Annotated in this window: 19 protein-coding genes; 2 read left to right on the top strand and 17 right to left on the bottom strand. The window is 36.7% G+C overall.

Annotation, left to right across the window (positions count from 1 at the left end):
• The first annotated feature begins 16 nt into the window (after positions 1–16).
• Together WJN01_RS06555 and WJN01_RS06550 are read left to right on the top strand one after the other, a co-directional pair.
• Positions 17–928: a FecR family protein gene (locus tag WJN01_RS06555; RefSeq protein WP_445196354.1), complete on the top strand. Its 912-nt coding sequence runs from the start codon at positions 17–19 to the stop codon at positions 926–928.
• A complete protein-coding gene (locus WJN01_RS06550) occupies positions 921–3422 on the top strand; it encodes a TonB-dependent receptor (protein WP_445196353.1) in 2502 nt (833 codons plus the stop codon). Before WJN01_RS06555 ends, WJN01_RS06550 begins: the two co-directional genes overlap by 8 nt.
• Here the strand turns inward: WJN01_RS06550 and WJN01_RS06545 are convergent.
• The 17 genes from WJN01_RS06545 to WJN01_RS06465 form a co-directional block, all read right to left on the bottom strand.
• Complete coding sequence (locus WJN01_RS06545) at positions 3419–4684, bottom strand: DUF3570 domain-containing protein (protein WP_445196352.1); 1266 nt, start codon at positions 4682–4684, stop codon at positions 3419–3421. The genes WJN01_RS06550 and WJN01_RS06545 overlap by 4 nt on opposite strands.
• Positions 4685–4746: 62 nt before the next feature.
• Positions 4747–4959, bottom strand: coding sequence for a DUF4266 domain-containing protein (locus WJN01_RS06540; RefSeq protein ID WP_445196351.1), 213 nt, complete (start codon positions 4957–4959; stop codon positions 4747–4749).
• Positions 4956–5936: an FAD:protein FMN transferase gene (locus WJN01_RS06535; protein WP_445196350.1), complete on the bottom strand. Its 981-nt coding sequence runs from the start codon at positions 5934–5936 to the stop codon at positions 4956–4958. Before WJN01_RS06535 ends, WJN01_RS06540 begins: the two co-directional genes overlap by 4 nt.
• Position 5937: 1 nt before the next feature.
• Positions 5938–6378, bottom strand: coding sequence for a thioredoxin family protein (locus tag WJN01_RS06530; protein ID WP_445196349.1), 441 nt, complete (start codon positions 6376–6378; stop codon positions 5938–5940).
• A 192-nt stretch (positions 6379–6570) separates the two neighbouring features.
• Positions 6571–7989 (bottom strand): D-xylose transporter XylE, encoded by a 1419-nt coding sequence (xylE, locus tag WJN01_RS06525; RefSeq protein ID WP_445196348.1) that lies wholly within the window; start codon positions 7987–7989, stop codon positions 6571–6573.
• A gap of 29 nt (positions 7990–8018) precedes the next feature.
• Positions 8019–9344, bottom strand: coding sequence for a xylose isomerase (gene xylA, locus WJN01_RS06520; RefSeq protein ID WP_445196347.1), 1326 nt, complete (start codon positions 9342–9344; stop codon positions 8019–8021).
• Positions 9345–9379: 35 nt separating this feature from the next.
• Positions 9380–10867, bottom strand: a complete 1488-nt coding sequence (locus WJN01_RS06515; RefSeq protein WP_445196346.1) for a xylulokinase — start codon at positions 10865–10867, stop codon at positions 9380–9382.
• Between the two features lie 3 nt (positions 10868–10870).
• The gene (locus WJN01_RS06510; protein ID WP_445196345.1) at positions 10871–11857 is read right to left on the bottom strand and encodes a GntR family transcriptional regulator; all 987 of its coding nucleotides are present in this window, start codon (positions 11855–11857) and stop codon (positions 10871–10873) included.
• Positions 11858–11981: 124 nt separating this feature from the next.
• On the bottom strand, positions 11982–13634 hold the full coding sequence (locus WJN01_RS06505; protein WP_445196344.1) for a sodium/sugar symporter: 1653 nt from the start codon (positions 13632–13634) through the stop codon (positions 11982–11984).
• Between the two features lie 352 nt (positions 13635–13986).
• Positions 13987–15693, bottom strand: a complete 1707-nt coding sequence (locus WJN01_RS06500) for a sodium:solute symporter (protein WP_445196343.1) — start codon at positions 15691–15693, stop codon at positions 13987–13989.
• Positions 15694–15700: 7 nt separating this feature from the next.
• Positions 15701–16885, bottom strand: coding sequence for an aldose epimerase family protein (locus WJN01_RS06495; RefSeq protein WP_445196342.1), 1185 nt, complete (start codon positions 16883–16885; stop codon positions 15701–15703).
• A 28-nt stretch (positions 16886–16913) separates the two neighbouring features.
• A complete protein-coding gene (gene araA / locus WJN01_RS06490; RefSeq protein ID WP_445196341.1) occupies positions 16914–18410 on the bottom strand; it encodes an L-arabinose isomerase in 1497 nt (498 codons plus the stop codon).
• 16 nt (positions 18411–18426) lie between these two features.
• Complete coding sequence (locus WJN01_RS06485) at positions 18427–19125, bottom strand: L-ribulose-5-phosphate 4-epimerase (protein WP_445196340.1); 699 nt, start codon at positions 19123–19125, stop codon at positions 18427–18429.
• 1 nt (position 19126) lies between these two features.
• Positions 19127–20800: a ribulokinase gene (locus WJN01_RS06480; RefSeq protein ID WP_445196339.1), complete on the bottom strand. Its 1674-nt coding sequence runs from the start codon at positions 20798–20800 to the stop codon at positions 19127–19129.
• Positions 20801–20953: 153 nt separating this feature from the next.
• On the bottom strand, positions 20954–22984 hold the full coding sequence (locus WJN01_RS06475) for an alpha-L-arabinofuranosidase family protein (RefSeq protein WP_445196338.1): 2031 nt from the start codon (positions 22982–22984) through the stop codon (positions 20954–20956).
• Positions 22985–23033: 49 nt separating this feature from the next.
• Positions 23034–24737, bottom strand: a complete 1704-nt coding sequence (locus WJN01_RS06470) for a GH39 family glycosyl hydrolase (protein WP_445196337.1) — start codon at positions 24735–24737, stop codon at positions 23034–23036.
• A 27-nt stretch (positions 24738–24764) separates the two neighbouring features.
• Positions 24765–26720, bottom strand: coding sequence for a glycoside hydrolase family 127 protein (locus tag WJN01_RS06465; protein ID WP_445196336.1), 1956 nt, complete (start codon positions 26718–26720; stop codon positions 24765–24767).

Below are 26720 nucleotides of genomic sequence, written 5' to 3'. Positions count from 1 at the left end.
TAGTAAAGCATAATCTATGGACAAAGATTACTTAAATAAAAAATGGCTTGCCGGAGATTTAACAGAAGAAGAGGGTAAAGCTTTTGAACTGATTGAGGACAACGAACTTTTGAAAAAAATTGTTGATGAAGCCCCTGTTTTCAGTGTGTCCCACTTTTCAAAAGCAAAGGATTTTGATGAACTCAAGCCACAAATTGATGCTAAAAAGCATTTAAAGAAAAAACACAACTGGTTGAATCCAATGTTGAAAATTGCTAGTGTTTTAGTTGTAGGTTTTGCTGTTTATTTTCTATTATTTTCAAATAATACGGTGAGCATTGAAACCGCTGCTGCTGAAAAAAGACTGGTTCAACTTCCAGATGCATCACAAGTTACCCTAAACGCAGCGTCTGAAATTGAGTATGATGAAAAAACCTGGGCAGATAAAAGATCTGTTACTTTAGAAGGGGAAGCTTTTTTTAAGGTAGCTAAAGGTTCAAATTTCGATGTTAATACCGCCGTTGGCAAAGTAACCGTAGTGGGTACGCGATTCAATGTAAAAAACCGAAAAAACCTATTTGAGGTGAGTTGCTTTGAAGGTCAAGTACTATTAACTTATGGCAAAGAAAAATGGGCGGTACTTCCCGGAAACATGTATAGAATCATCAATGGAGAAGTCACTACAGATATAGTTGATGCAGGCAGTAAACCATTGTGGCTTTCAAATGCCAGTTACTTTAAAAAAGTACCTTTTTCTGAAGTTGTTCAGGAACTTGAAAGACAGTACAATGTTGAAATTTCAGTTGACGAAAATACGGCAAATCAATTATTTACAGGAGGTTTTAATCATTATAACTTAAAGGAAGCCCTAAAATCCATTACCCTCCCCTTAAAGCTAAAGTTTGTTATGGATTCATCGTCTAAAATTTCATTGCATCAAATTGAATAACGTACGGTATGTAGTAATCCTATTTTTTGTTTTTTTTTCATTCAATGTTCAAGCACAGCAACAAAAAGTACTCCTTTTTGAAGTTTTAGAGCATTTGGAAAAAAAATATCCATATCGTTTTAATTACCTATTCAGCACCATAGATGGTGTTATGGTAACCTTTCCACCAGAAAATAGTTCGTTTGAAGAAGCTCTAATTGATTTAGAGAAACAAACCTCTTTAAATTTTTCCGTTTTAAACGACTTTGTTTCCATAACTGAACAAGATTCCTTTTTTTTATGTGGCTACCTTAAAGAAACCGAAACCAATACTGCAATTGCTAATGCAACCATACAGAGCCAAAACACCACAACAAGTAGTGATGACAATGGTTATTTTCAGATTGAAATAAAAAAAAATGAGAAAAACCTCCTGTTTCAACATTTGGGATATAAACCTTTAAAAAAACCTCTATACTACTTTAAAAGAGATTCCTGTGCCACCATATATTTAGATATCAAATTGGTTAAGTTAAAGCAAGTTGTTTTATCTAATTATTTAGTTGAAGGAATTAGTAAACTCAAAAACGGAACGTTTAAAATTAATGTTTCAGAGTTCGGTATTTTGCCCGGTTTGATTGAACCTGATATTCTGCAAACGGTTCAAGCTCTACCTGGAATACAAAGTGTTGATGAAACGGTATCAAACATCAACATTCGTGGGGGTAGCAATGATGAAAACCTTCTTTTATGGGATGGCATTAAAATGTATCAATCTGGACATTTTTTTGGGCTGGTATCTATTTTTAACCCCAAAATGATTGACAACGTTACGCTCATAAAAAATGGTTCGAGTGCCAATTATACCGATGGCGTATCTGGCACTATTGAAATGCAAACTACTGACGCTACAAATCCTGATTTTAAGGCCAGTATTGGCATAAATTTCTTGAATTTGGATGCCTTTGCCGATGTGCCTACAAGCAAAAACTCTTCGCTACAAATTTCAGCACGAAAAGGCTTGAGCGATTTTTACAAGACCCCAACCTACGATTCATTTTTTAAGAGAATAAAACAGAATTCTGAATTGGACAGCAATAATAGTAGCCAAAACAACTCAAATATTGAGTTCGATTTTTTTGATACCAGTTTAAGATGGCTATACCAAATAGACGAAAAGAACCAAATTAGATTAAATTTTTTAACGCTTGAAAATGAACTAAAATTTGATGAAAATGCCACTATGAACGGTTCTATTGAATCACGGCAGAGCAGTCTTGAGCAAATTAGTTACGGAGGAGGTTTATTTTACAAAAGAACCTGGAGTCCAACTTTCGAAATAACCTTGCAAGCTTACGAAACCAACTACCAAATAAAAGGCATTAATGAAAACATTGGCCTTAACCAGCGTGCATATCAAACCAATAAGGTTTCTGAAACAGGGGCAAAACTTAACACCATCTATAAATTCAACAACAGATTTTCAATCTTAAATGGCTATCAATTTACTGAAACCCAAGTCACCAACTATGATGACGTAAATAATCCGTCATATAGCCTTTTTGTTGCCGAAGTAATTAGAACACACGATATTTTTTCACAAGTAAAATATATTTCAGAAAACAAAAAAAATGCACTAACGGCTGGCTTGCGTGCAAATTACATCCCAAAATTCAATACATATATTTTTGAGCCGAGATTAAGCTTCAACAGAGCCATTAACAACTATTTAAATTTGGAAGTCCTTGGAGAGTTTAAACATCAAGTCACCTCTCAAATCATCAATTTGCAGGGCGATTTTTTAGGTGTTGATGAACGCCGATGGCAATTATCAAACAACACCAATATTCCTGTTATAAAAAGTAAACAGGCTTCTGTGGGTTTGCAATATAACCGAGGTGGTTGGTTGATTAACGGAGAGGGTTATTTTAAAAAGGTGACGGGAATAACATCGCAAAGCCAAGGGTTTCAAAATCAATACATTTATTCAAGAACATTTGGAGATTACACCGTATATGGTTTTGATTTCCTACTGAGAAAGCAATTCAAAAATTTAAACACTTGGCTGAGCTATACCTTGATGGATGGCTATTACGATTTTGAAACGCTTCGTGCTGATGAATTTCACACGAATTTTGATATCACAAATACCATTACCTTTGGAACCTCCTATAATCTCAACAATTTTAAATTTTCCGGTGGATTCAATTGGCATTCTGGTAAACCAACCACAAAACCCATATCTGGAGATGAAATTAACAACAACAAAATAAATTATGAACTTGCTAATAGCACTCGATTAAAAGACTATCTTAGGGTTGATTTGTCCTCTAACTATCAAATAAATTTGTCTAAAAAAATTAAAGGTGAAATAGGATTTTCTGTTTTGAACCTGCTTAATCACAACAATAATTTAAACACGTATTATCTTCTTGGCAACGACAATTCCATTGAAGAAGTTTCACAGTCTTCTTTGGGCATTACCCCAAACCTTAGTTTCAGGGTTTCATTTTAATCCATCACAAACTTGAAGCCTGTGGTAACAATACTGGAGCCAAATGTAGTATCCCTGTCATATTTATAAAATTTTAGATCTATACTTTTCAGACCCAATTTCCAAATGTGTGGTTTCGCAAAAATATCGGTGTAGGTAACCCCGAAACCAAACTGATTTGCAGTGTATTCTGAAAGATCGTAATCTGAAGTATAGAATTCATCAGTTGACAAAGCAACTTCATACGGATTAAAATAATCTGCAGATGTTTGGTTATAAAACCTATAGGACGGGTAAAGCGTAAACTTGTCGGTTATTTTAACTGGAAACTCTATACTTGCCGTGTGCGAATTGATTCCCCAATCATCAAAATAGTATCTGTAGAACGACCTCATCGTCAATCTTTCATTCAAATACCAGTTTAAACGACCTCCAAATGCTACTTTAAATCTGCTGTCTGGCAATTGTTCAATAGCATCCGCCAATTGAAAACTATCAATAAAAGAATCTGCAACGTCAGCAAAATATACACGTTGGAAAGGCGTGGACAACAAACCTTGCTGTTTTATAAAATCCACGGTCAACAAACCTTGCACATTTTTATCAAGAATTTGGGAAAAGCCAAACCCTAAGGAATATGAGTTACGTCCCTGATTGCTGAACCTCTGAAAGCTTGGATTATAATTGGCATTTCCTGTAATGGTTTTGGTTGTAAACAGCCTATTGTTCAACCCATTTCCACCAGCTTCAAAAGGTCTTAATTCAAAAGGATAAATGGGATTCCAAGTATCTAAATAAACATTGGCATTCACACTTAATTCTGTGTTTTTTTCATTAAAAAGTTTGCTGTACGAACCACCAACACCAACGGAGAAGTAGTCGTACTCAGAAGATATGGAAATTTTAGTGGACCAAATAGTATTCCTATCATCAGAGCTATGGCTATAACTTCCGGTAAGATTAGCCCACAAATCGCTACTTGAGGCACCAGAAGATGCCTGAAATGGGTCTGCTGATCCGTCATCAAAAGGATTAATATTACTTGAAGAAGCCGATGTGTACGCTGAAATTCCAGCATCAATAGTCAAAACGTCATCATCATTCATGGGCATTGAAACTACAAAAGTTGCCGTAGCATCAGTTAGCTCCTCAGTGCCATTACCACCAGTTACAGCAGCATTATCACCATTTTGCGAATAGTAACTTGACAAAAAATCGACTTCACTGGTTTCTAAAACACGCTTTTTATAAACGTTGGTTGCATCTTGGTCTGTTTGTGCCATAGTTTTCACAAACGTGAAAATGCACAACAAAAAAATTATTTTTTTTAATTGATTTTCCATAATTAATTACAACCACAGCCCCCTCCTGTTTTTCCACCGTTTGCGCCAACGGCGGCTTCTCGGTATGAATGCATGGTACTTACATTTCGGTCGCTCTTATGTGTTGTAAGCGCCATATCTGGATCGTTAATGTTTACCTTTTCGTATTCTTTAACAACAGTACAGCTGTAAAAAATGCAAGCCATAGCCATTAAAATTAAAAAACGCTTTATCATAATTTTTCTATTTGAATATTCTCGGATTTAATAATGTTGCCCTCATCATCGATAATAATACATTCTATTTGCGGCAATTGATTTATCCTGTCCAACCCAGCCTCTTTACCCATAACAAAAACTGATGTAGCCAGTGCATCTGCCAGTTCTGCTTTTGGAGCAAAAACTGTAACGCTAATAATGCCGCTTGACGGATAACCCGTTCTCGGATCAATGATATGGGTAAATCTTTTTCCGTTAAATTCAACATATTTCTCATAATTTCCAGAAGTAACCACGGCACCATTTGTGATAGGCAGTAGAGCGAAAACTTTATTTTTATTTAATGGGTTGGTTATAGCTACTTTCCACTCACTCCCGTTTGGTTGCTTGCCCCAAGTATTCATATCGCCCGAAGCATTTATAATCCCAGCAGGCACACCTTTGGCCATTAATAGGGCCTTTGCCTTGTCTGCCGCATAGCCCTTGCCTATGGCTCCAAAACCGATTTTCATTCCAGCAAGCTTTAGAAAAACAGTTCTGTTTTCTTTGTTTAAAACAATGTTTTCATAGCCAACTTTGGCTACCGAATTTTTTATTTCGCTCTCTATTGGCATGACTGTCATACTTCCATCGAACTTCCAAATTTTATCCATTGAGGCATAACTGATATCAAAAGCGCCATCAGTTAATTTTGATATGGCCATAGCCCTTTCAATGAGACCAAAAAGTTCCTCACTAACTTGTACAGGTTTTATTCCTGCATTATTATTGATTTCTGAAGTTTGGGAATTTGGATTCCAAGAGGATATTAGTTTCTCAATTCTTGTTATTTCTGCGACAGCGAGATCTATATCTTCGTTTGCTGAAATCGAATCTTGATCGACCACTGAAATGTCAAATCGGCTACCCATAAGTTTGAGAGTGCGCGTGAATGTCTTTTGCGCCGAGCATACTATGGAGCATACTATTAAAAAAGAAGTAATTAGGCTTTTCAAACTAATTTAGAAATGCATTTAGCTCATCAATAAATAATTTTGGTGTGGTTTTCTTATAACCTGTCTGTCCCATTACTTTGCCTTTATTATCTAGAACGACAACAAAGGGAAATATACCATTCTTGTTATAAGTTTCAGCTAAAGTTGCATTTTCTTTGGCTTGAGTTTTTGACAAAGCATTTTGTTTTTTTCGCGGAAAATCTGCCTTTAGCATAACAAAATGTGCTTTGGAATAAGCCTTAAACTCATCTGTACTCCAAATTTCACGATCAAGTTTAATGCAGGGGGCACACCAATCCGAGCCTTGAAAAACCAATATAATGGGCTTATTTTCTAAAGTTGCCTTTTCTTTTGCTAAGGCAAAATTTGTATTCCAGTCCTGTGCGAAAGCTGTAGTTAAACCCACAAAAAACAATATAAAAACAATAATTTGTTTTTTCATTCTTCAATTAAATTTAATTTATACTTAGATAACAACTATAACGTCCATTTTACCATTGTCATGTGGTACTTTTTTAATTAAATTTAATTAGTCTATTTTCTACTTAAAAAACAAAATACATTAATTAACTGTTAATCAGTGCAATAAAAAAATCATCTCAAGAAAACCCATCAATTAAATACCCAGTCAGAATTATTTTTCACAAAGACTTTCCATTTCTTCTAAAGTTTTCCCTTTTGTTTCTGGAACATACTTCCGAACAAACCACATAGCCACCAAAGACATCACCCCATAAACCCAATATGCAAATCCGTGGTTAAATTGTTCTGTTAAGTATGTATTATCATCCATCATTGGGAAGGTTAATGAAACCAAATAGTTTGACACCCATTGGGCAGCAACCGCTATGGCCATGGCACGTCCTCTAATTTTATTAGGGAATATTTCAGAAAGCAATACCCAAGTAACAGGTCCCCAACTCATTGCAAAACTAGCAACATACAACATCATGCACCCCAAAGCTAAATAACCCGTGGCACCTAAAAAAAACACAAATCCTAATGACAACATGGCCACACCCATGCCCATTGCCCCAATTATCATCAATGGTTTTCTACCAAATTTGTCCACAGTCTTAATCGCAATTATTGTAAACAAGAAATTGACTATTCCGACAATAATGGTTAGTAATAATGCTCCATCGGTATTAGGGTCGATGGATTTAAAGATTTCCGGTGCGTAATAAAGTACCACATTAATACCGACAAATTGCTGAAAAACAGACAGTGCAATACCAATAAGTATGACCAACCAGCCAAAGGATAGAAGTTTTCCTGAATGTTGAACCATAGTGGCCTTTATCTCCTCCACTATTGACAAAGCACGTTCTTTACCGTTTACTTTGCTGAGAATCTCTAAAGCTTGCTCCGGTTTACTTCTCAGCATTAAAGAACGGGGTGTATCTGGCACAAAGAATAATAGGAACAAAAATAGTCCGGCCGGCACAATTTCGGAAGCGAACATCCATCTCCAACCAACAGCATTTAACCATTCGTCTGAACCACCGCCCCTAGCGATAAAGTAATTCACAAAATAAACCACCATAAAACCTCCTACAATGGCCAATTGATTAAAGGAAACCAACTTACCTCTACTTTCGGCTGGCGCAATTTCAGCAATATAAAGCGGCGACAGCATTGATGCCAAACCAACACCTACTCCTCCTGTAATCCTATATATAATGAATATTGTAGAAAACGTATGGTCCAATTCACCGATAGGTGCAATAATCATCTCTGGCATGGCAGACCCAAGAGCGGAAACCAAAAACAATACAGCAGCTAAAATCAATCCATTTTTCCTGCCTAGCTTTTTGCTTACAATTCCGCCTATAAGACCTCCAACAATGCAACCAATCAAAGCACTTGCTACAATAAACCCTTTAAAGGCATTTGCTGCATTCTCAGACAAACCTTTTGGTGCTACGAAAAAACTCTCCAACGAACCAACAGTTCCTGAAATTACGCCTGTATCGTATCCAAACAATAAACCGCCAAGCGTTGCAACTAAAGTGAGTTTTATCAAATACTTTGAATTGGTTGATGCTCCCATAATGCTTCTTTAGGTTAGTTTGTTATTTCTTAAATGTATTGATTTATAATGTTTTCAAATAACTCTTGTTTACCACTTTTTAAAGGCAACTCTCCATTCTCTTGAGCTATTTTATACAAATCTTCCATGGTTAATTTGCCATTTTCAAAATCTTTTCCTTTTCCTGAATCAAAACTGCTGTAACGTTCTTTACGAAGTTTTTCATAAGGAGAAGAGGTGATTATTTTGTCTGCAATCAACAAGGCTCTGGCAAACGTATCTGCTCCCCCAATATGAGCCAGGAACACATCTTCCAAATCGGTTGAATTACGTCTAATCTTAGCATCAAAATTAACACCTCCACCTTGCAAACCACCTGCCTTTAGGAATACCAACATAGCTTCAGTAGTTTCCTGAATATTATTAGGGAACTGATCTGTATCCCAACCATTTTGATAATCACCGCGGTTGGCATCTAAACTTCCTAGCATACCTGCTTTTGCTGCAACTTCAATTTCATGTTGAAACGTGTGCTGCGCCAAGGTTGCGTGATTCACTTCTATGTTTATTTTGAAATCTTTGTCCAAACCATATTCCTTTAGGAAACCAATAGCTGTAGCTGTATCAAAATCGTATTGGTGTTTTGATGGTTCCATTGGTTTGGGCTCTATAAAGAAATTACCTTTAAACCCTTTAGAACGTGCATAATCCCTTGCCATACCCAAAAAGCGTCCCATATGGTCCAGCTCACGACCCATATCTGTATTTAATAGGCTCATATAACCTTCACGTCCACCCCAAAACACATAGTTTTCACCATTTAAAGCCATGGTAGCATCAAGTGCCAATTTTATTTGTCCGCCAGCCCTAGCTACAACACTAAATTCCGGATTGGTTGCAGCACCATTCATGTAACGCGGATTTGAAAAACAGTTTGCGGTACCCCAAAGTAACTTCACGCCAGAATCGGCTTGTTTTTGTTTTAAATAATCAACTATTGTTGCCAATCTTGATTCCGATTCGGCAAAAGTTGCACCTTCTTTTATTAAATCGAAATCGTGAAAACAGTAGTAACCAAATCCCATTTTGGTTATGAATTCGAAAGCCGCATCAGCTTTATCTTTCGCCGCTTGAATTGGGTCTGAAGCTTTATCCCATTCAAAACTTTGTGTTCCTGGTCCAAACGGGTCACTTCCTTGACCGCAGAAGGTATGCCAATAAGCTACCGAAAATTTAAACCACTCGCGCATGGTTTTTCCAGCCACCACTTGGTCTGGGTTATAATATTTAAACGCCAATGGGTTGTCTGATTCTTTTCCTTCAAATTTAATGTTGCCAATACCTTTATAGTATTCTTTGTTTCCTATTAATGCCATAGCTTTTAATGTTTAATCGTTGATTTATTAATTTGTTATTTTTTGTTCAATATGAGTTCTAATTCGTCTTTCCATTTATTGTACGCTTCCAAATATGGTACTTTATCATTTAGCGGTTTAAATGTCATTACATGGTCGTTATCCATGATGTTTTTTCCAAAATTTTTAAAATCGCCTTTATGCAAACCTGCGGCACGTGCTGCACCAATCGCTCCTGTTGTGTTGTAAATTTCAATTTCTTGTCCAATAAGGGTTGATACTGTATTTGCAAAAATTTCTGAACGGAATAAATTATCGTTGCCTGCCCGGATTACTTTAGGTTTTATGCCGTCGGACTTTAAAATTTCAACACCATAAACAAATGAAAAAGCAATGCCTTCAAGAGCAGCACGACAAAGATGACCTTTATGGTGAATATTAAGGTTTAGATTTAAAATTCTTGTACCTATCTCTTTGTTGTTTAGCATCCTTTCAGCCCCATTCCCAAATGTAATCAAACAAACCCCATCGGACCCAACTGGAATATTTTCTGCTAAATTGTTCATCTCTTCGTATGAATCCACCGCAAGATTATTGAGCAACCAACGGTATTGAATTCCCGCTCCATTGATACATAGCAATTTTCCAATTCTTGCATTTGCCCCTTTTTTATAATTAACATGGGCAAAATTATTAACCCGAGAACTTTCCTTAACCGACAAACTATCAGTAACGGCATATACTACACCTGATGTACCACCAGTTGCTGCAACTTCACCGGGATTAAATACATTTAGCGATAAAGCGTTATTGGGTTGGTCGCCCGCCCGATAGAAAATAGGCGTTCCTGCCACAATACCACTTTCCTTTTCTCCTTTTGCACCAACAACAGATTGTTTACCAAAAGTTTCAACAATGTCTGGCACCAAAGCTTTATCAATACCGTAATGTTCCATCAAGAAATCAGCAATCTGGTCATTTTTAAAATCCCAAAAAATGCCCTCGGATAGCCCTGAAATTGTTGTGTTGATGGTGTTTGAAAACTTATAGGCAATATAATCTCCAGGCAACATAAACTTATGGATCTTACTATAAATTTCAGGTTCATTTTCTTTTACCCATTTTAATTTTGAAGCCGTAAAGTTTGCAGGAGAATTCAATAATGCACTAGAACACGTTTCTTCACCAATAACATTGAACGCATCGTTTCCTATTTTAACTGCTCTACTATCGCACCAAATAATGCTTTTTCTTAAAGGTTTTCCATTTTCATCAACAATAACCAAACCGTGCATTTGGTATGAAATGCCAATACCTTTAATACTATTAGCAGATATGTTGTACTGCTTTTGCAACTTTTTAATGGCATTACAGACATGTTTCCACCAATCTTCTGGTTCCTGTTCTGCCCATCCATTTTTTTGGGCAAACATGCCCATTTCCTTTTCTGGCTCTTGAACAACGCCAATGCTTTTTCCTGACGCTATTTCAACAATTGCAGCCTTAATGGACGAACTTCCAATGTCTAATCCTAAATAATACATGGCTTATAAAGATTCTCTTAATATTAATTTTGTTGGTATATAGGTTTGTAAGGGTTCTTTGGTTGTAACGAACTCTGCCGCCTTCGCCCCCATTTGTTTAAAATCAGTTGAAATTACCGAAATCCCTTTGTAAATAAAGGGTTTCATAGGCGTTTCATTGTATGACAAAAAGCCCACGTCTTTTCCTGGCTCCAAGTTTTTGCTTCGGCATTGCTCCAAGAATTCACCCAAAATCCGATCACTTACACTAATATAGGCTTCACCTTTGACAACTTTAAATTCCTCTGGATTTGTAATTACTTGATATTTAAACTGGTTTTCTTCACAGAATTTCTTGAAATACTTTACTGTTTCAATAGGATGATTCGTGAATGTAGGATAAGCAAAAACGAGCTTTTTATAGGTTTTGAACCGAATAACAGCCTCATTTAAAGCCGTGAAAAATGATTTTCCAAAATCTTGAAAAACGTAATTGTTATTTGATTTTGAATACATGTTCCAATCAATCAATAACAAGCTTTCGTTATCAATTTCAGATAAAATTGAAGGTACCTCTTTATGGCTAAAAGACATAACCACATATTTAAAATATTTGCCCTTACCGTTTGTCAAAATCGTTTTAAAGTTATTGATGTTATAATGATGGAATTGAACATCAACAATGACGTTTTTCGGCAAATTATTTACAAAAGCATGATAGACTACCTCTTTATAAGCCTTAAAAGTATCTAAAACCAAAAGCACTTTTCGGGTATTGCCGGCTACAAAATAGCCTTTATTTGGAACAGACTCTACCACACCATTGTCCTTTAAAATAGAATACGCCTTAAAAACGGTATCGCGAGACAAGTTATAGTCTTTGCAGATACTGTTTACAGATGGTAAAGCGTCACCGCTAGCCAGTGTATTATTTGAAAGGCCGTCATTAATGGCATTTATCAAAAGCTGGTATTTTGGAATTTCACTATTAAAATCTAACTCAAAAAACATAAACCGTTCTGTTCTGTTCTGGTATGCAAATATATGTAAAATTTGAATACGCTCTGATTATTTGCATAAAAAAAGGAAGCAATTTTTGCTTCCCTTTTTTTTTCGTTTTATAAAGATACTGGTATTAGTTCCAGAACATAGCATATAATGCTGCTACAATAAGAAGCACAGCAAATGAACCAATGTTGAACAGTGGACTAGTTTTAAACAATTCCTTTTTTAACGGAATTCCTTTTTCATCATCTACTCCATGGTGTTGCGAATAACTAACCAAAGCAATGATTCCCATGGTCAACAAACACGTATATCCCATTTGGTCCATGAAAGGAACATCTACAAAAAACGAACTTGTAGACCATTCATTTGGAGCTACCTTAAAATATAAGGCTATAGGAATCGATGCCAACGCACCAATAATAGCCGCTTTGTTTGTAGTTTTCTTCCAGAACAATCCCAATAAAAACACAGCTAAAATACCAGGACTAACGATACCTGTATATTCTTGTATGAATTGAAATGCTTGATCAATACCTCCAAGAAGGGGAGCCATTATACCAGCTATCACCAATGCAACGGCAGCCGATAACCTACCAACTCCTACAGTCGCTTTATCACTAGCATTAGGGTTAATGTACTGCTTATAAATGTCCATTGTAAAAATAGTAGACGTGGAATTCAACATAGAGGCCAATGAAGATACAATTGCCGCCGCAAGTGCCGCAAAAGCTACTCCTTTTAAACCTGTAGGTAGAAATTGCAATAACCACGGATAGGCTTTATCTGCCTGCCCTAGAGAAGGTAAATTATTTTGAACGGAGTCTCCCAATCTTGACATAATTTCAGGATCATTAACCATTACATATGCGGCAATTCCAGGAATAACAACAATTAATGGAATGACTAGTTTTAAAAATGCTGCCAACAAAATACCCTTTTGAGACTCCCTTAATGATTTAGCTGCCAATGTTCTTTGAATGATATATTGATTGAAACCCCAATAATATAGATTTGCTACCCATAATCCTCCAACTAATACACCAATACCCGGTAGCATATCGTAATATTCATCAGATTTATCAAATATCATAGCAAACCGCTCAGGAGTAGCATTGTAAACCGTTTTAAGCCCTTCTATGACGCCTTCCCCGTTAGATACAGTATTTAAAGCTATATAGGAAGTCACCAAACCTCCTAAAACCAAAAACACTACTTGTATCACATCTGTCCAGGCCACCGCAGATAAACCTCCATATAGTGAGTAGGCTGCAGCAAACAATGCCAGGCCAATAACCCCATATATCATTGGTATACCCATAATGGTCTCTAAAGCCAAACTACCCAAATACATAACAGATGCCAAATTAACGAACACATATAATGCAATCCAAAATACAGCTAGAATAGTTTTCAAATTGGTTGAATATCTTTTCTCCACAAATTCTGGTATGGTATATAGCTCTTTTTCAATAAAAATTGGCAAAAAGTATTTCCCCACAATAATTAGGGTAACCGCAGCCATCCACTCATAAGAAGCTATTGCCAAGCCCAATGCAAAACCTGAACCCGACATCCCAATAAATTGTTCGGCCGAGATATTTGCAGCAATTAGCGATGCACCAATAGCCCACCATGGTAAAGATTTACTGGCCAAAAAATAATCTTCGGCATTTTTTTGATGCCCTTCTTTATCTCTCGAAACCCATAAGCCAACACCAAGTATTAGAATGGCGTATGCTATAAAAATGAAATAATCCCAAAATTCGAAATGTGTATTCATAGTTTACGTTTTATTTAGTTGGTTTTTAGTTTTTTGTTTGTTTCTTTAATTGAATTCCGAACAGTCTGTTTAAATAATTTGAAGCATATTTCAGATCATTAAAAGGTATACATTTACCAGTCTCTTGTTGAAATCTTTGTTTTTAAACTTCATATTTAGAAAAAACAGTTCTGCAATAATACTAATTACTTTGTGAAGATAATCATCAAAATCTAGGTTTTTGATATGATTGATTCTCACATCTCAATTTAATTTGAATAGATGTATTTAAAAAAGTTGTTAATACTTCTACTTGTTTTTAAATAAAAAAAGGAGGCGTTAACACCTCCTTTTTTTTAAGATTATAGTTTGTCTACCAGAAATACCAATAAAATGCTCCAGTAAATGTAAGTATAATTACCGTGTGGATAACATCCCAATAATTCCAGCTTGCGCGATTTTCAGCTATTTGTTCTTCACTAGCAGTACCAAACACCAATCCCTTTATCTTTTCTGCAGATGGTGCCGCAGTTGATAAACTTACTGCTACAACCACAATAACACAGAACAAGAACATCCAACCACAGAAGAATAGCCAGTTTAGATCATAGAACAAATACTTAAAGGTTGAATCTGCCGCATCTGGAGTACTAGTATAATAGATTTTTGCCCCTAACCTTGTTAGACCGACTATTAAACCGGAGATAAGTCCCCACATACCTCCAAGTGCCGAGGTTCTTTTCCATGCAATACCCAATAAAAATGCAGCAGCAATACCAGGTGCCAAAACAGATTGAACATCTTGTAAATAAGTATAAAGAACATCACCAACACTACGCATAATAGGAATCCAAAGTATTCCCAAAATAACGATTACCAAAGTTGCCATTTGACCTATTCTAACCAAGTTTCTTTCAGAAGTACTTGGTCTGATTTTCTTGTAAAAATCAATAGTAAATAACATAGCAGAAGAGTTAAACAATGATGCCAAAGAACTCATCAATGCCGCTAAGATTCCACATACCACCAATCCTTTTACACCAGCAGGCAGCAATTTAGCCACCATAGTTGGGAAAGCCGCATCTGCATTGGCAACACCATTATCTAAAAATGGCAAGAATCCTGCTCCACCATCGGCAATGTTTTGTTGATGGATTGCAAAGGCAATCATCCCTGGAATTAAGAATAAAAATACTGGTAGAAGTTTTAAATAAGCACCAAATATTGTTCCTCTTCTTGATTCTTTAAGGTTTTTACCAGATAACACTCTTTGTACAATATACTGGTCTGTACACCAATACCAAAAACCAATGATTGCAGACCCTAATAAGGCTCCTAACCAAGGAAAATCTGGATCGTTATTGCTTCTTATAAGGTTTGTCATACTATCGCCGTAATCATTAACAACAACAGCATCAGTAATTGCAATCATTTGATCCCAACCACCAAGTTCTTTAAGCCCTAAAACTACTATAATCAATGAACCTAAAAGTAAAATAGGTGTTTGCAGTACAGAAGTATAAAGTACTGATTTCATTCCACCAAAAATGGTGTATAATGCTGTAATCACAACAAGACCAATGGCAGCTATCCAAAAGAAATCGATACCCCAAAGTGTTTCAATACCAAACACTTGTTGAAATACCAAGCCTCCTGCATAAACAGTTACTGCCACTTTAGTTAAAACGTAACTTATTAATGAAATAACTGATAAAATAGTTCTTGACTGAGGATTGTACCTACGTTCTAAAAACTCCGGCATGGTATAAACCATACTACGTGTGTAAAATGGAACGAAAACCCAGCCCAGAATTAAAATCATCCATCCTTGAATTTCCCAGTGGGCCATGGCCATTCCACTCGAAGCTCCAGCTCCAGCCAATCCTATTAAATGTTCTGAACCGATATTAGAAGCAAAAATAGATGCCCCAATGGCTATCCATGACGCATCTCTTCCTCCTAGAAAGTAATCTGCAGAATCTTCTTGTTTTTGTCGAACTACCCAAACGATAATTCCAATAAGTAAAACACCAAATACGGCAATTACTATCCAGTCTAAATTACCCAATCCTTGTTGCATATGTTTATTATTTAGTTAAAAAGTTAAAAGTTGTTTTTGTTTTATATGTTTCACCTGGGTTTAAAACCACGGATGGAAAATTCTTTTGGTTAGGTGAATCTGGGTAGTGCTGTGTCTCTAAACAAAAGCCTGTTCTGTGCGCATAGGTTCCTCCGTTAGGCATTGGCAACGTACCGTCAAGAAAATTTCCTGTATAGAATTGTATGCCAGGCTCTGTTGAAAAAATTTCCATCAAACGTCCACTGCCTTTATCGTAAGCCGAAGCAGCCATTCTTAAAGTTCCTTTATCTCCGTTCAACACCCAACAATGGTCATAACCTCCACCAAGTTTTAGTTGCTCATTATCTGCGTTAATTTCTTTTCCAACCGTTTTTGCAGTTGTAAAATCGAACGGTGTACCTTCAACTTTTCTAATTTCACCAGTAGGAATCAATGTAGCATCTACAGGCAAGAATGCATCGGCATTAATAACCACTTCATGGTCTAAAATATCTTTGCTGAAATCTCCAGTTAAGTTAAAATAAGCATGCTGCGTTAAGTTAATAACTGTAGCTTTATCTGTTGTGGCTTCATAATCAACCTCCAAAGTGTTATCATCGGTTACCGTGTATACTACGGTAATATTTAAATTACCAGGGTACCCTTCTTCACCATCTTTACTCAAGTAAGTCAACTTTAGCCCTGGGTTTTTATCATCTTCTATAGGCTCTGCAGTCCAAACCACACGATCATAACCGTCTACACCTCCATGCAAATGGTTTTCTCCATTATTGGTGGCTAGAGTGTACTCTTCACCATTTAAAGTGAATTTTCCTTTGGCAATTCGGTTTCCAAAACGTCCTATCAACGCACCAAAAAACGGATTGTCCTTTAAATAATCATCTAAATTATCAAAGCCTAGAACCACATTTTCGAATTCGCCATTTTTATTTGGCACCTTTAAAGAGGTTATTCTTCCCCCAAAAGTAATGACATTCATTTCAACACCATTTGCATTTTTAAGAACGTACTGTTCAACAGTCGTGCTATCTGGCATAATTCCGTAATCAGACTTGGTTATCGTTGCTTTATTTTCATCTGAAACTTCCATGTTTTCTGCAGGTTTTTCTTGTTTGTTGTTCTTACATTGAATATTTGAAGCCACCAAAACGGTAAGCAAAATATAAAAAAAGGAACGTTTAAAAACTCTCATAATAATCTTTAGTTTAGTAAGTTATTAACTATTTGAACATATAGTATGCTTCGTTGGCTTTTATTGTGTTCTTGAAATCTCTGATTGTGGTGTTTTCATCAATTACCAAAGCTTCTATTCCAGCCATTTCAGCAAAGTCCTCCAATTGTTCCACAGTGATGTTTTCGCTATAGCAAGTGTGATGTGCACCACCACCTAAGATCCAAGCTGTACAAGCAGTTTCAAAATCTGGAAGTGGCTTCCACATGACTCTAGCAACTGGCAATTTAGGCAAAGCTTGCTTAACTTCCTCTCCAACTGTTTTGTTAATCAATAATCTAAAACGGTTACCAAAATCCATTAAAGCGGCATTTAGGGAATTTCCTGCCTTACCGTTAAACACTAAACGCACTGGGTCTTCCTTTCCTCCAATTCCAAGTGGATGGATTTCGCACGATGGTTTATCTGCCGCCAATACAGGATCTACCTCCAACATGTGCGACCCTAAAACTCTAGGTGCTGATGGGTCTAAATGATACGTGTAATCTTCCATAAAGGCGTTACCACCTGCCAAACCTGAACCCATAACTTTCATAGCACGGGTTAATGCAGCTGTTTTCCAGTCTCCTTCACCAGCAAAACCATATCCTTTTTGCATCAAACGCTGTACGGCAATACCTGGTAATTGCTTCATGCCATGCAAGTCTTCAAACGTATCACTAAAGCCTTTAAATCCGCCATCTACTAAGAATTTCTCTAGACCTAATTCTATACGGGCTGCATCGATTAACGATTGTCTATTCTTTCCGCCTTCAAGAAGTGAGTCTGCCATTTTATAAGAAGCTTCATATTCTTTAACCAACTTATTTACGGCTTCATCTGAAACGGCATTAATCACTGCCACCAAATCACCAATACCATAAGTATTAACTGAAAAACCAAACTTAGTTTCAGCTTCAACTTTATCACCATCGGTTACGGCCACAAAACGCATGTTGTCACCAAAACGAGCAAATTTTGCTCCTTGCCAATCATCCCAACCAGCTGCAACACGAGTCCAATCACCTATTTGTTTTTGAACTTTTTCAGACGTCCAATGCCCAACAACTACTTTTCTGTTTTTACGTAAACGGCTTACCATAAACCCAAACTCACGGTCACCGTGAGCTGCTTGGTTCAAGTTCATAAAATCCATATCAATCGTTCCCCAAGGGATGTCTCTGTTGAATTGTGTATGCAAATGACACATTGGTTTTTGAAGAGCTGTTAAACCTCTAATCCACATCTTGGCAGGCGAAAATGTATGCATCCAGGTAATGATACCGATGCAATTTTTTTCTTGATTTGCCGCTGTTAAAGTTTCAAAAATCTCATCTGAAGATTTTACTGTTGGTTTAAAAACAACATTTACCGGAATTAATGCAGAGTCATTTAACGCCTTTGCGATAACGGTTGAGTTCTCAGCTACTTGCTTTAAGGTTTCTGGGCCGTATAAATCTTGGCTTCCAGTAATAAACCAAACTTCTTTTTTAGAAATGTCTATCATTTTTTGAATAGTTTAATTATTGACCGTAGTAGGAGTTTGCCCCGTGTTTACGATCGTAATGCTTTTTTATTAATGAATCTTTAAGTCTTGGTGCGTTAGGATTAATCTGTCTGGTTAGATAAGCCATCTCAGCAACAACTTCCAACACCTTGCTATTATAAACTGCTTTTGCAGCATTTTTACCCCAAGCAAAAGGACCATGATTGCCTAAAAGCACCATTTCTACTTCTTTATGAGAAATGCCTTTTTCATTAAAACAATCAATAATCTGTATGCCTGTATTGTGTTCGTAATTCCCTTCAATAAGATCGTCGCGCATTGGTGGTGCACATGGAATATCTGCAGTTAAATGGTCTGCATGCGTGGTTCCAAAAATTGGAATATCCATTTGCGCTTGTGCCCAAGCTACTGAATAAGTAGCATGTGTGTGGGCTATTCCGCCAATATCATTCCAATTTTTATAAAGATAAGCATGCGTTTTCGTATCAGATGAAGGACGCATAGTACCTTCAATAATATTATTATCAAAATCTACGATAACAATATCTTCTGGTTTTAACACCTCGTATGCAACACCGCTTGGTTTAATGGCGAAAACACCATCTTTTCTATGAACGGCACTTACATTTCCAAAAGTATATACCACTAAATTAAGCTCATTTAGCTGCATATTTGCTTCGTAGCATTCCTGTTTTAAATCTTTATATTTACTCATCTTATAAGTTTTTCATAATGTGATTTTCCATGGTTACAGCCAATTCACTGTAACGCTCATATACTTTTTGATAAACAGGAACATTTGCTTGGTTTGGTTCGTAAACCGTTTCAAATGGGCTTGCCATATTTTCCATAGCTTCAAAAGTATCTTTATAATTATTGGCTGCTACGGCTCCAAAAACTGCAGCACCTAAAGCACAAGCTTGTTCAGATTTAACAACTTTTATAGGCATATTTAATACATCAGCCATCATTTGCATGATGAACGATGATTTTTTTGCAATACCTCCCAAAGCAATAACGCCTTTGATTGGAATGCCTTCACTGATAAACCTATCTGCAATTTTCTTTGCACCAAAACAAGAAGATTCTACCAAAGCCCTAAATACTTTTGGCGAGGTGCTTCCTAAATTTATTCCAGAAATAACACCTTTTAAATTCTGATTGGCATCTGGAGTTCTTCTTCCGTTCATCCAATCTAATGCTAATTCACCTGAAGCACCAATGGGCTCTTTTGCTGCTGCTTCACTTAATTTAGGGATTAAGTTATCTAAAGCTTCTTCAACTAACTTTGCTTTAGTTGCATCATCTATTAACGTTGAATTCCCAATAAGTTCCTTAATTGGCCAAGCCAATAAACGATTATACCAAGCATAAATATCCCCGAAAGCAGATTGCCCAGCCTCAAGACCTAACATATCTGGAATCACAGATCCATCTACTTGTCCGCAAATACCTTTTACCAAATGTTCTTCTTGCTGTTTTGGTGCTACCAAAATATCGCAAGTGGAAGTTCCCATAATTTTAGTTAAAAAGTAAGGCTCGATATTTACACCAACAGCTCCCATGTGCGCATCAAAAGCACCAACGGCTACCACAACGGATTGAGGTAAACCTAAACGATTTGCCCATTCTTCTGATAAGGTACCCGCAGAAACATCTGATGTGTAAGTTTCTGTGAATAATCTGTCTTTCAATCCATCTAAAATAGGATCTAAGGCCACAAAAAACTCATTTGGTGGCAAACCACCAAAAGATTCATGCCATAATGCTTTATGTCCAGCAGCACAGCGGCTACGCTTCATTTCTGTTATATCTGTTCCTCCTGTCAATAAAAATGGTACCCAATCACAATGCTCTACCCAAGAGTAAGCAGCATCTAAAATGCTTTTATCTGCTCTTGAAACATGCAGTATTTTTGACCAAAACCATTCTGAAGAATAAATGCCACCTTCGTATTGTGAATAATCAATATCCCATTTTTTACAAAGTTCGTTGATTTCATCAGCCTCCTTAATACCTGTGTGGTCTTTCCAAAGCACAAACATAGCATTTGGATTTTCCTCAAAACCATTTAAGAGGGCTAAAGGCGTTCCTGTTTTGTCTACAGCTACTGGAGTTGAGCCTGTAGTATCGATTCCAATTCCAACAATATTGTTTACAACATCTGCATCAACCTCACTTAAAACAGATTTAATCGTGTTTTCTATCCCCTCGATATAATCTAAAGGGTGCTGTCTGAATTTATTCTTTGAAGGTTCACAATATTTTCCTTCCTTCCATCTAGCATAGTAATGAACCGAGGTAGCTAATTCTTCACCGGTACCAGTATCTACCAGCAATGCCCGTACAGAATCTGAACCGAAATCCATCCCTATTGTGTATTTTTTCATGCGTTTAAGTTTAATTGGTTTTCAAAGGTCACATGCATCATCTCTATCAAAATCAGTCTTTGATAACAAATTTTATAAAAGATGTTGCATTTCGTAATTAATTAAAGCGTACAAATATAGTAATTTATTTTTATAAGTGTAAAATTTACACTTTTAAATTTTAATTTTAATTACATTCATGGACTGACTTTGAAGCTCTAGTTCAATTTTTCCATCTTTAACTTGAAAATCTACATCATATAAATTTATATTCTGAGGGTTATCGAAGGAATTTTCGGAAGATAAATCATCATGTCTTAAGGTTGTTATAGTTCCTCTTCCTGCAAAATTACTACCTATCGCAGAAATATCAACAGTTTGTTTTCCATCACTTGTATTTACCACTTTAATTATTAACTCATTGGTGTGGGCATCTTTAACAGCCGAAGCATACAAACTGTGTTGTCCTGTTAAAGGTTTTTCATTTTCTGTGATAGACAATAAATCTGTTCCAGGGTTATTGCCATATAGCTTTTGAACGTAATAATTTGGTGTTCCATAAGATTTTAAATTATTGAACCAAATCATGTCTGGCGTCCATTGCCAGCCATCTGCATGTGCCATTAAAGGTGCATAAGACGTTAACGTAACTACCTCGGCATTACGCTCTAAACCTGTCATAAATGCTGCTTCAGACAATGCACATTCCCAGTTGTTTTTGTTCTCTGGACTTGCAATGGCAACACTTTGCGCAGCATATTCACCCGCAAAAACTTTTGGCCCTTTTCTATCATAACTATCATATCTGGTTGCATTTTCTCTAAACCAACTTGGTGGTTTATAATAATGTTCGTCAACAATCTCTACATTTAGTTTTTTGAGTTCTTCCCAACCATATTCAAAATAATCGCCTTCTGGAAAAGGTCCACTTCCCGATACAATCTTGATTTCAGGATATTGTGCCTTAATGGCTTTGTGAAAAACTTTATAACGCTCTATAAATGCAGGCCCCCATTGCTCATTGCCAATACCAATATATTTCAAATTAAACGGTTCAGGATGCCCCATATCAGCACGTAATTTTCCCCAAGTAGTTGCGGTGCTCCCATTAGCAAATTCAATTAAATCTAGAGCATCTTGAACATAAGGGTCTAATTGATCCATTGGCACCAGCTCACCTGTATTAAACTGGCAAGCTATACCACAGCTTAAAATTGGCAGAGGCTCTGCTCCTAAATCTTCAGACAATTGGAAATACTCAAAAAAACCTAATCCGAAACTTTGGTAATAATCTGGTGTTAAACGGTGTGAAAACTCCGTATTCCAACGGTTTACCAAAATCTCTCTATCTTCTATATCTCCAACAGTTTTTTTCCATTGATACCTTCTTTCCAAGGTTCTTCCCTCAACTATGCACCCACCAGGAAATCTTAAAAATCCAGGATTTAATCCGTCCAACAACTCAACTATATCTTTACGCAATCCTTTTTTTCTTCCTTTCCAAGTATCTTCTGGAAAAAGCGAAACCATATCTAAATCAATTGTTCCGGTGCCTTCAAAAGTAATTTTAAGCTTTGCTTTCATCACCGTATTTGTAGCCGTTAATTGCGCTTCGTAGCTTTTCCAACCAGTAGTTTCTGGCGTTATTGATGTTTTGCCAACCTCTACTCCATTTTCAGCTATAAACTGAAAGTTGATTTTTTGGATGTCTCCACTCACCTTTTTAGCATCTATAGTAAGGTTGTACTTGGCATCTTTTTTAATTCCCATACCCCTGAATCCTTCATTAATCAATTCATAATCCGGGCCTTTAACTTCAACACGGGCATAATTATGATTGGTAGTTTCGCCAGGATATTTCATCGGACTTAAAAAACCAGATCCCTTGTTGTACTTATGTCTGTCACTATTTGGCTCTAACCAACCCATTTTAGGCAAAGTAAATTCGAACGAACGATTCTTAATCATTTCTGCGTATAAACCACCATCGGCGGCAAAATTTATATCCTCGAAGAAAATCCCATACATGGTAGGTTCAATTTTAATTCCAGTATCAGCTAGATTGACAACCAAATTTGCTGTTTCATTTGATGCACTATTTTCATCGACTGCAGTTAATTTATCAGCATTATCTTTGCAACCATAAAAACCTGCAGCAAGAACTGTAGCGGTTAAAATGACATGTTTTAAAATTGATTTCTTCATGGGTATTTTTTTAGTTTAATTGTTTTAGTTGGTTTATCTATTCTAGGAATTAATAGCTCAGCGTAATTAACGATATTGCTTGTCTTGGCAATTCAACTTCAAGCGTTGTTTTTCCCTTTCCTATATTTTTCCACTCCGGGGATGTAAATAAGTGCAAATGCCCTGCTTTCTCAAGGCTTTGAATTTGTTCTGGTGAAGGATTTTGGGGTGAACCCATTTTTTTCCAAAGGGTGTAAGAATTGCTCAGCTCTTGGTCTACCCTGAAATGGTTTATCAACACTTTGTTTGCAGGGATATTATCAATTGTTAGTTTTACTGTTGATGCAGGCACATCCAAATCATTAATATCATGATAGTTCCAAACCATTATAGCTATTGAATTATTCGTTTTTGAAGCAATGGCGTTTATATCGGGGTTTACACCTCTAACACTTTCATCCCTTACTTTTATAAAGTTATAATCTAGATTTTCTTGATTTACTTTAATTCTCTGGCCTTCCATCAAGCCAAACATTCTAAAAACATTTAACACGGGTTTATCAACACCGTTGGTGGCCATATCCCTAAAACCTGCATACCAAGGCTGGTTTTCAAATTCAAAACCCCAAGTAACTGCACCCAAAAGATTAACACCGTAATGGTCTGCCAATTCGTATTTTCTAGAAAATGATGCAGCCGTATAACTGGCATACATGGTGCCATTTCTATACGCATTATGAGGATAATCTGCCTCGGAACACGCGGCACATCCTTCAGGGTCTGACTCTCCAATGATAATAGGCAAATGTTTAAATTCTGGGTAAGAAGCCACAATTTCAAAACCTTTGCTAATGTCCCGTAGCTGTGCACCCATATTCATTTGAACAAAACCATCAACCACTTTTGGACTTCCTTTGGCATGAAAGGTTATAAAATCAAGCGGCGAACCTGTTTTACCCGTCACATAGTTTTTTCCACTTTTAACATGGTCCAAAAATGTACGTAAGAATTCCTCCGATTTATCCCAAGCGGGACCAGTAACTTCTGGACCACCCATTTTTGCAGTCGGCAATGCTCGTTTTACGGCATCGGCAGTGTAATCGTAAAGTTTAATGTATTCTTCTGTCGTGCCTTGCCAATATCCAATATTTGGTTCATTCCACAGTTCCCAGTACCAACTTTCCACATCTTCCTTTCCATATCGTTCAATAGAATGTTTCACCCACTGATAAACCAACTCTGCCCATTTTTTATAATCCTTCGGTGGATAAGCCCAACCTGTATAGATATTATTATAAGCTGCCCCTGGTTTCCAATAATGTCTATATGGTTCTGGTTTTGAGGATAAGGCTTTTGGCATAAACCCAATTTGAGCAAAAGGTTTCATGCCTCGTTCAATATAGGTATCGAATATTTTGTCAACAATGGTCCAATCGTAAATAGGGTTACCGTGTTCATCTTCGGTATATGCGTTTGTGGAACCCCATTTAAGGGCATGCGTACCTTCACCAGTAACCAACAAACTATGGGCGCGCACAAAAACAGGAACAGGACTTAAAGACGCTATTTCCGAAAGCAGTTTTTTACCATCTTTCATATAGGTGTAGTTAGGCTCATCATAGCCCCACCACGCCCAAATGGGTTTCATTGGCCCAAGCTCTTCATTTGCATCAATCTGAATTTCAACAGGTCCATCTTGAGCGCTTGCTTCAAATTGAAAAAAGAAGAAACCTAGAACAAATATGGCTTTAAAAATGAACTTATTTATTAACATTTTTAGTTCTTTTACTTTTTGAGAAACCTATTCGGCTTTTGGAAGCCAAACTTTCATTTTGTTTACACCTCGGTTAGACCAAGCATAATAAGGAATAGCTTTTAATTTATCGTTTGCAATGGTGTTTACGCCTTCAAGTATAGATTCCTTTTGAACAGTAAACTCATCTGAAGATGATACTGTAATATCATCAAAATTTGGGTTGTCCACTTCCTCAACAGCATATACAATTGGGCCATATTCCAAAGATAATTTTCCTCTGTCTTCTTCAACTTTTTCATTGGCTTTTACCGTTCTTACCTCCATTGGTAAGTTGATCACAATTTTATCATCGGTCTTCCAACTTCTTGTAACTTCAAAATAGCCATCTTTAACTGAGGCATCAACTTTTTCACCATTTATTGATAGTGTCGGTAGATCTTGTGAAGCATTGTCGTATGAATATAGGTCGCTCGGCAACACCTCATTTCTGCTCCAACCAGGAACTCGAAATTTCATTGTCAGTTCTGAATTAGCTTCTACAATTATATTAATTTTTCCATTCCATGGATATGAAGTTTCTTGGGAAACTTTTACTTTTTCACCTTTTAAATCAATATCTGCATGGCTAGAAGCATACAAGTTGACATAAATCGTATTGTCTCCTTTGGAATAAATCAAACCAGGAATAGAGGGCACAAAGCGAATGACATTGGTTGGGCAACACGAACAATCAAACCAAGCTTGGCGGGTGCATGATCCTCGATTGGATTTGTAGACACCATCAGATTCTAAAGCATTTGGGTAGAAAAAATTTGTGCCATCTAATGACAGACCAGAAATTAATCCATTATACAAAGTGCGTTCAATCACATCAAAATATTTTACATCACCATATAGATTGTGTAGTCTGTGGTTCCAATACACATCGCCAATAGCGGCACAAGTTTCGTTATACGCGGTAAGGTTTGGCAATTCATAGTTTTTACCAAAAGCTTCACCATCATGTTTTGCTCCTATACCTCCAGTAATGTACATTTTTTTGCCCACCATATTGTTCCATAATTTGTTGACCGCACTGGCATACAAAGTATCTTTTTGAATAGCTGCAATATCTGTCATGGCTGCGTACATATATACTGCCCTAACCGCGTGCCCAACAACCTCATCTTGGTCTATAACAGGAATATGATCTTGGGAATATGGACCAAACAATTTATGGTTTTCTGGGTTTCCTCTGTTATCCAAAAAGTATTTAGCTAGGGTTAAATAATCTTCCTTGCCTGTAATTTGATAGAGTTTTATCAAGCCTGTCTCAATGATTTGATGCCCTGGAACAGCAGAAATTTTATGCTCTCCATCACCAAAGGTTTTCACCATTAAATCAGCGTTTTTCAAAGCAATATCCAAAAAACTTCGTTTTCCGGTAGCTTTGTAATGTACTGCTGCTGCTTCATATAAATGCCCAGCATTGTAGAGTTCATGGCTCATAAATAAAGACTCCCATCGCTTTCCTTCCTTTACCTCAACCCAAGCGGCTGATGGTTTAGCGGGGTTTATAGTTCGCCAAGTGGTTAAATAGCCATCTGGTTCTTGACCAACTTTTATGATGCCAATCAAGGAATCCAGTACGGTTTCCAACTCTTGATTTGGCGCACTAATCAATGAATTTGATGCTCCTTCAATAATTTTATAAACATCGGTATCATCAAAAGGCATTTCACCTTTTACTTCACCCTCCATCTGCCCACCAGCAATCAAAAAATTATCCAAACGGCCTTCTTCTTGACATTTAGCTATAGCATATTCTATCGTTTTTTCCTGAACTCTTTTAATGATTGGCAGCCAGAATTCATCGGTTACCTTTACATGCTGAATATCAACAGACTCAATTTGATAGCCAGGTTTTGCCTCCTGTTTATCAGCAATATCTTTTTTATCTGCTACACAATTTAATAGCACAAGCGACGAAGCAATAATTGGCAAATGTTTTAATAGTTTCAT

It is taken from the genome of Tamlana sedimenti (genome assembly GCF_038148895.1).
Classification (GTDB): domain Bacteria; phylum Bacteroidota; class Bacteroidia; order Flavobacteriales; family Flavobacteriaceae; genus Tamlana.
The sequence above is the reverse complement of the archived record's forward strand: the minus strand, read 5'-3'. Positions and strand labels throughout refer to the sequence as shown.

Coding starts and splice junctions, on each gene's coding strand:
- WJN01_RS06555 (WP_445196354.1), top strand. CDS start 17: ATGGACAAAGATTACTTAAATAAAAAATGGCTTGCCGGAGATTTAACA.
- WJN01_RS06545 (WP_445196352.1), bottom strand. CDS start 4,684: ATGGCACAAACAGACCAAGATGCAACCAACGTTTATAAAAAGCGTGTT.
- WJN01_RS06540 (WP_445196351.1), bottom strand. CDS start 4,959: ATGATAAAGCGTTTTTTAATTTTAATGGCTATGGCTTGCATTTTTTAC.
- WJN01_RS06530 (WP_445196349.1), bottom strand. CDS start 6,378: ATGAAAAAACAAATTATTGTTTTTATATTGTTTTTTGTGGGTTTAACT.
- xylE (WP_445196348.1), bottom strand. CDS start 7,989: ATGGGAGCATCAACCAATTCAAAGTATTTGATAAAACTCACTTTAGTT.
- xylA (WP_445196347.1), bottom strand. CDS start 9,344: ATGGCATTAATAGGAAACAAAGAATACTATAAAGGTATTGGCAACATT.
- WJN01_RS06515 (WP_445196346.1), bottom strand. CDS start 10,867: ATGTATTATTTAGGATTAGACATTGGAAGTTCGTCCATTAAGGCTGCA.
- WJN01_RS06510 (WP_445196345.1), bottom strand. CDS start 11,857: ATGTTTTTTGAGTTAGATTTTAATAGTGAAATTCCAAAATACCAGCTT.
- WJN01_RS06505 (WP_445196344.1), bottom strand. CDS start 13,634: ATGAATACACATTTCGAATTTTGGGATTATTTCATTTTTATAGCATAC.
- WJN01_RS06500 (WP_445196343.1), bottom strand. CDS start 15,693: ATGCAACAAGGATTGGGTAATTTAGACTGGATAGTAATTGCCGTATTT.
- WJN01_RS06495 (WP_445196342.1), bottom strand. CDS start 16,885: ATGAGAGTTTTTAAACGTTCCTTTTTTTATATTTTGCTTACCGTTTTG.
- araA (WP_445196341.1), bottom strand. CDS start 18,410: ATGATAGACATTTCTAAAAAAGAAGTTTGGTTTATTACTGGAAGCCAA.
- WJN01_RS06485 (WP_445196340.1), bottom strand. CDS start 19,125: ATGAGTAAATATAAAGATTTAAAACAGGAATGCTACGAAGCAAATATG.
- WJN01_RS06480 (WP_445196339.1), bottom strand. CDS start 20,800: ATGAAAAAATACACAATAGGGATGGATTTCGGTTCAGATTCTGTACGG.
- WJN01_RS06475 (WP_445196338.1), bottom strand. CDS start 22,984: ATGAAGAAATCAATTTTAAAACATGTCATTTTAACCGCTACAGTTCTT.
- WJN01_RS06470 (WP_445196337.1), bottom strand. CDS start 24,737: ATGTTAATAAATAAGTTCATTTTTAAAGCCATATTTGTTCTAGGTTTC.
- WJN01_RS06465 (WP_445196336.1), bottom strand. CDS start 26,720: ATGAAACTATTAAAACATTTGCCAATTATTGCTTCGTCGCTTGTGCTA.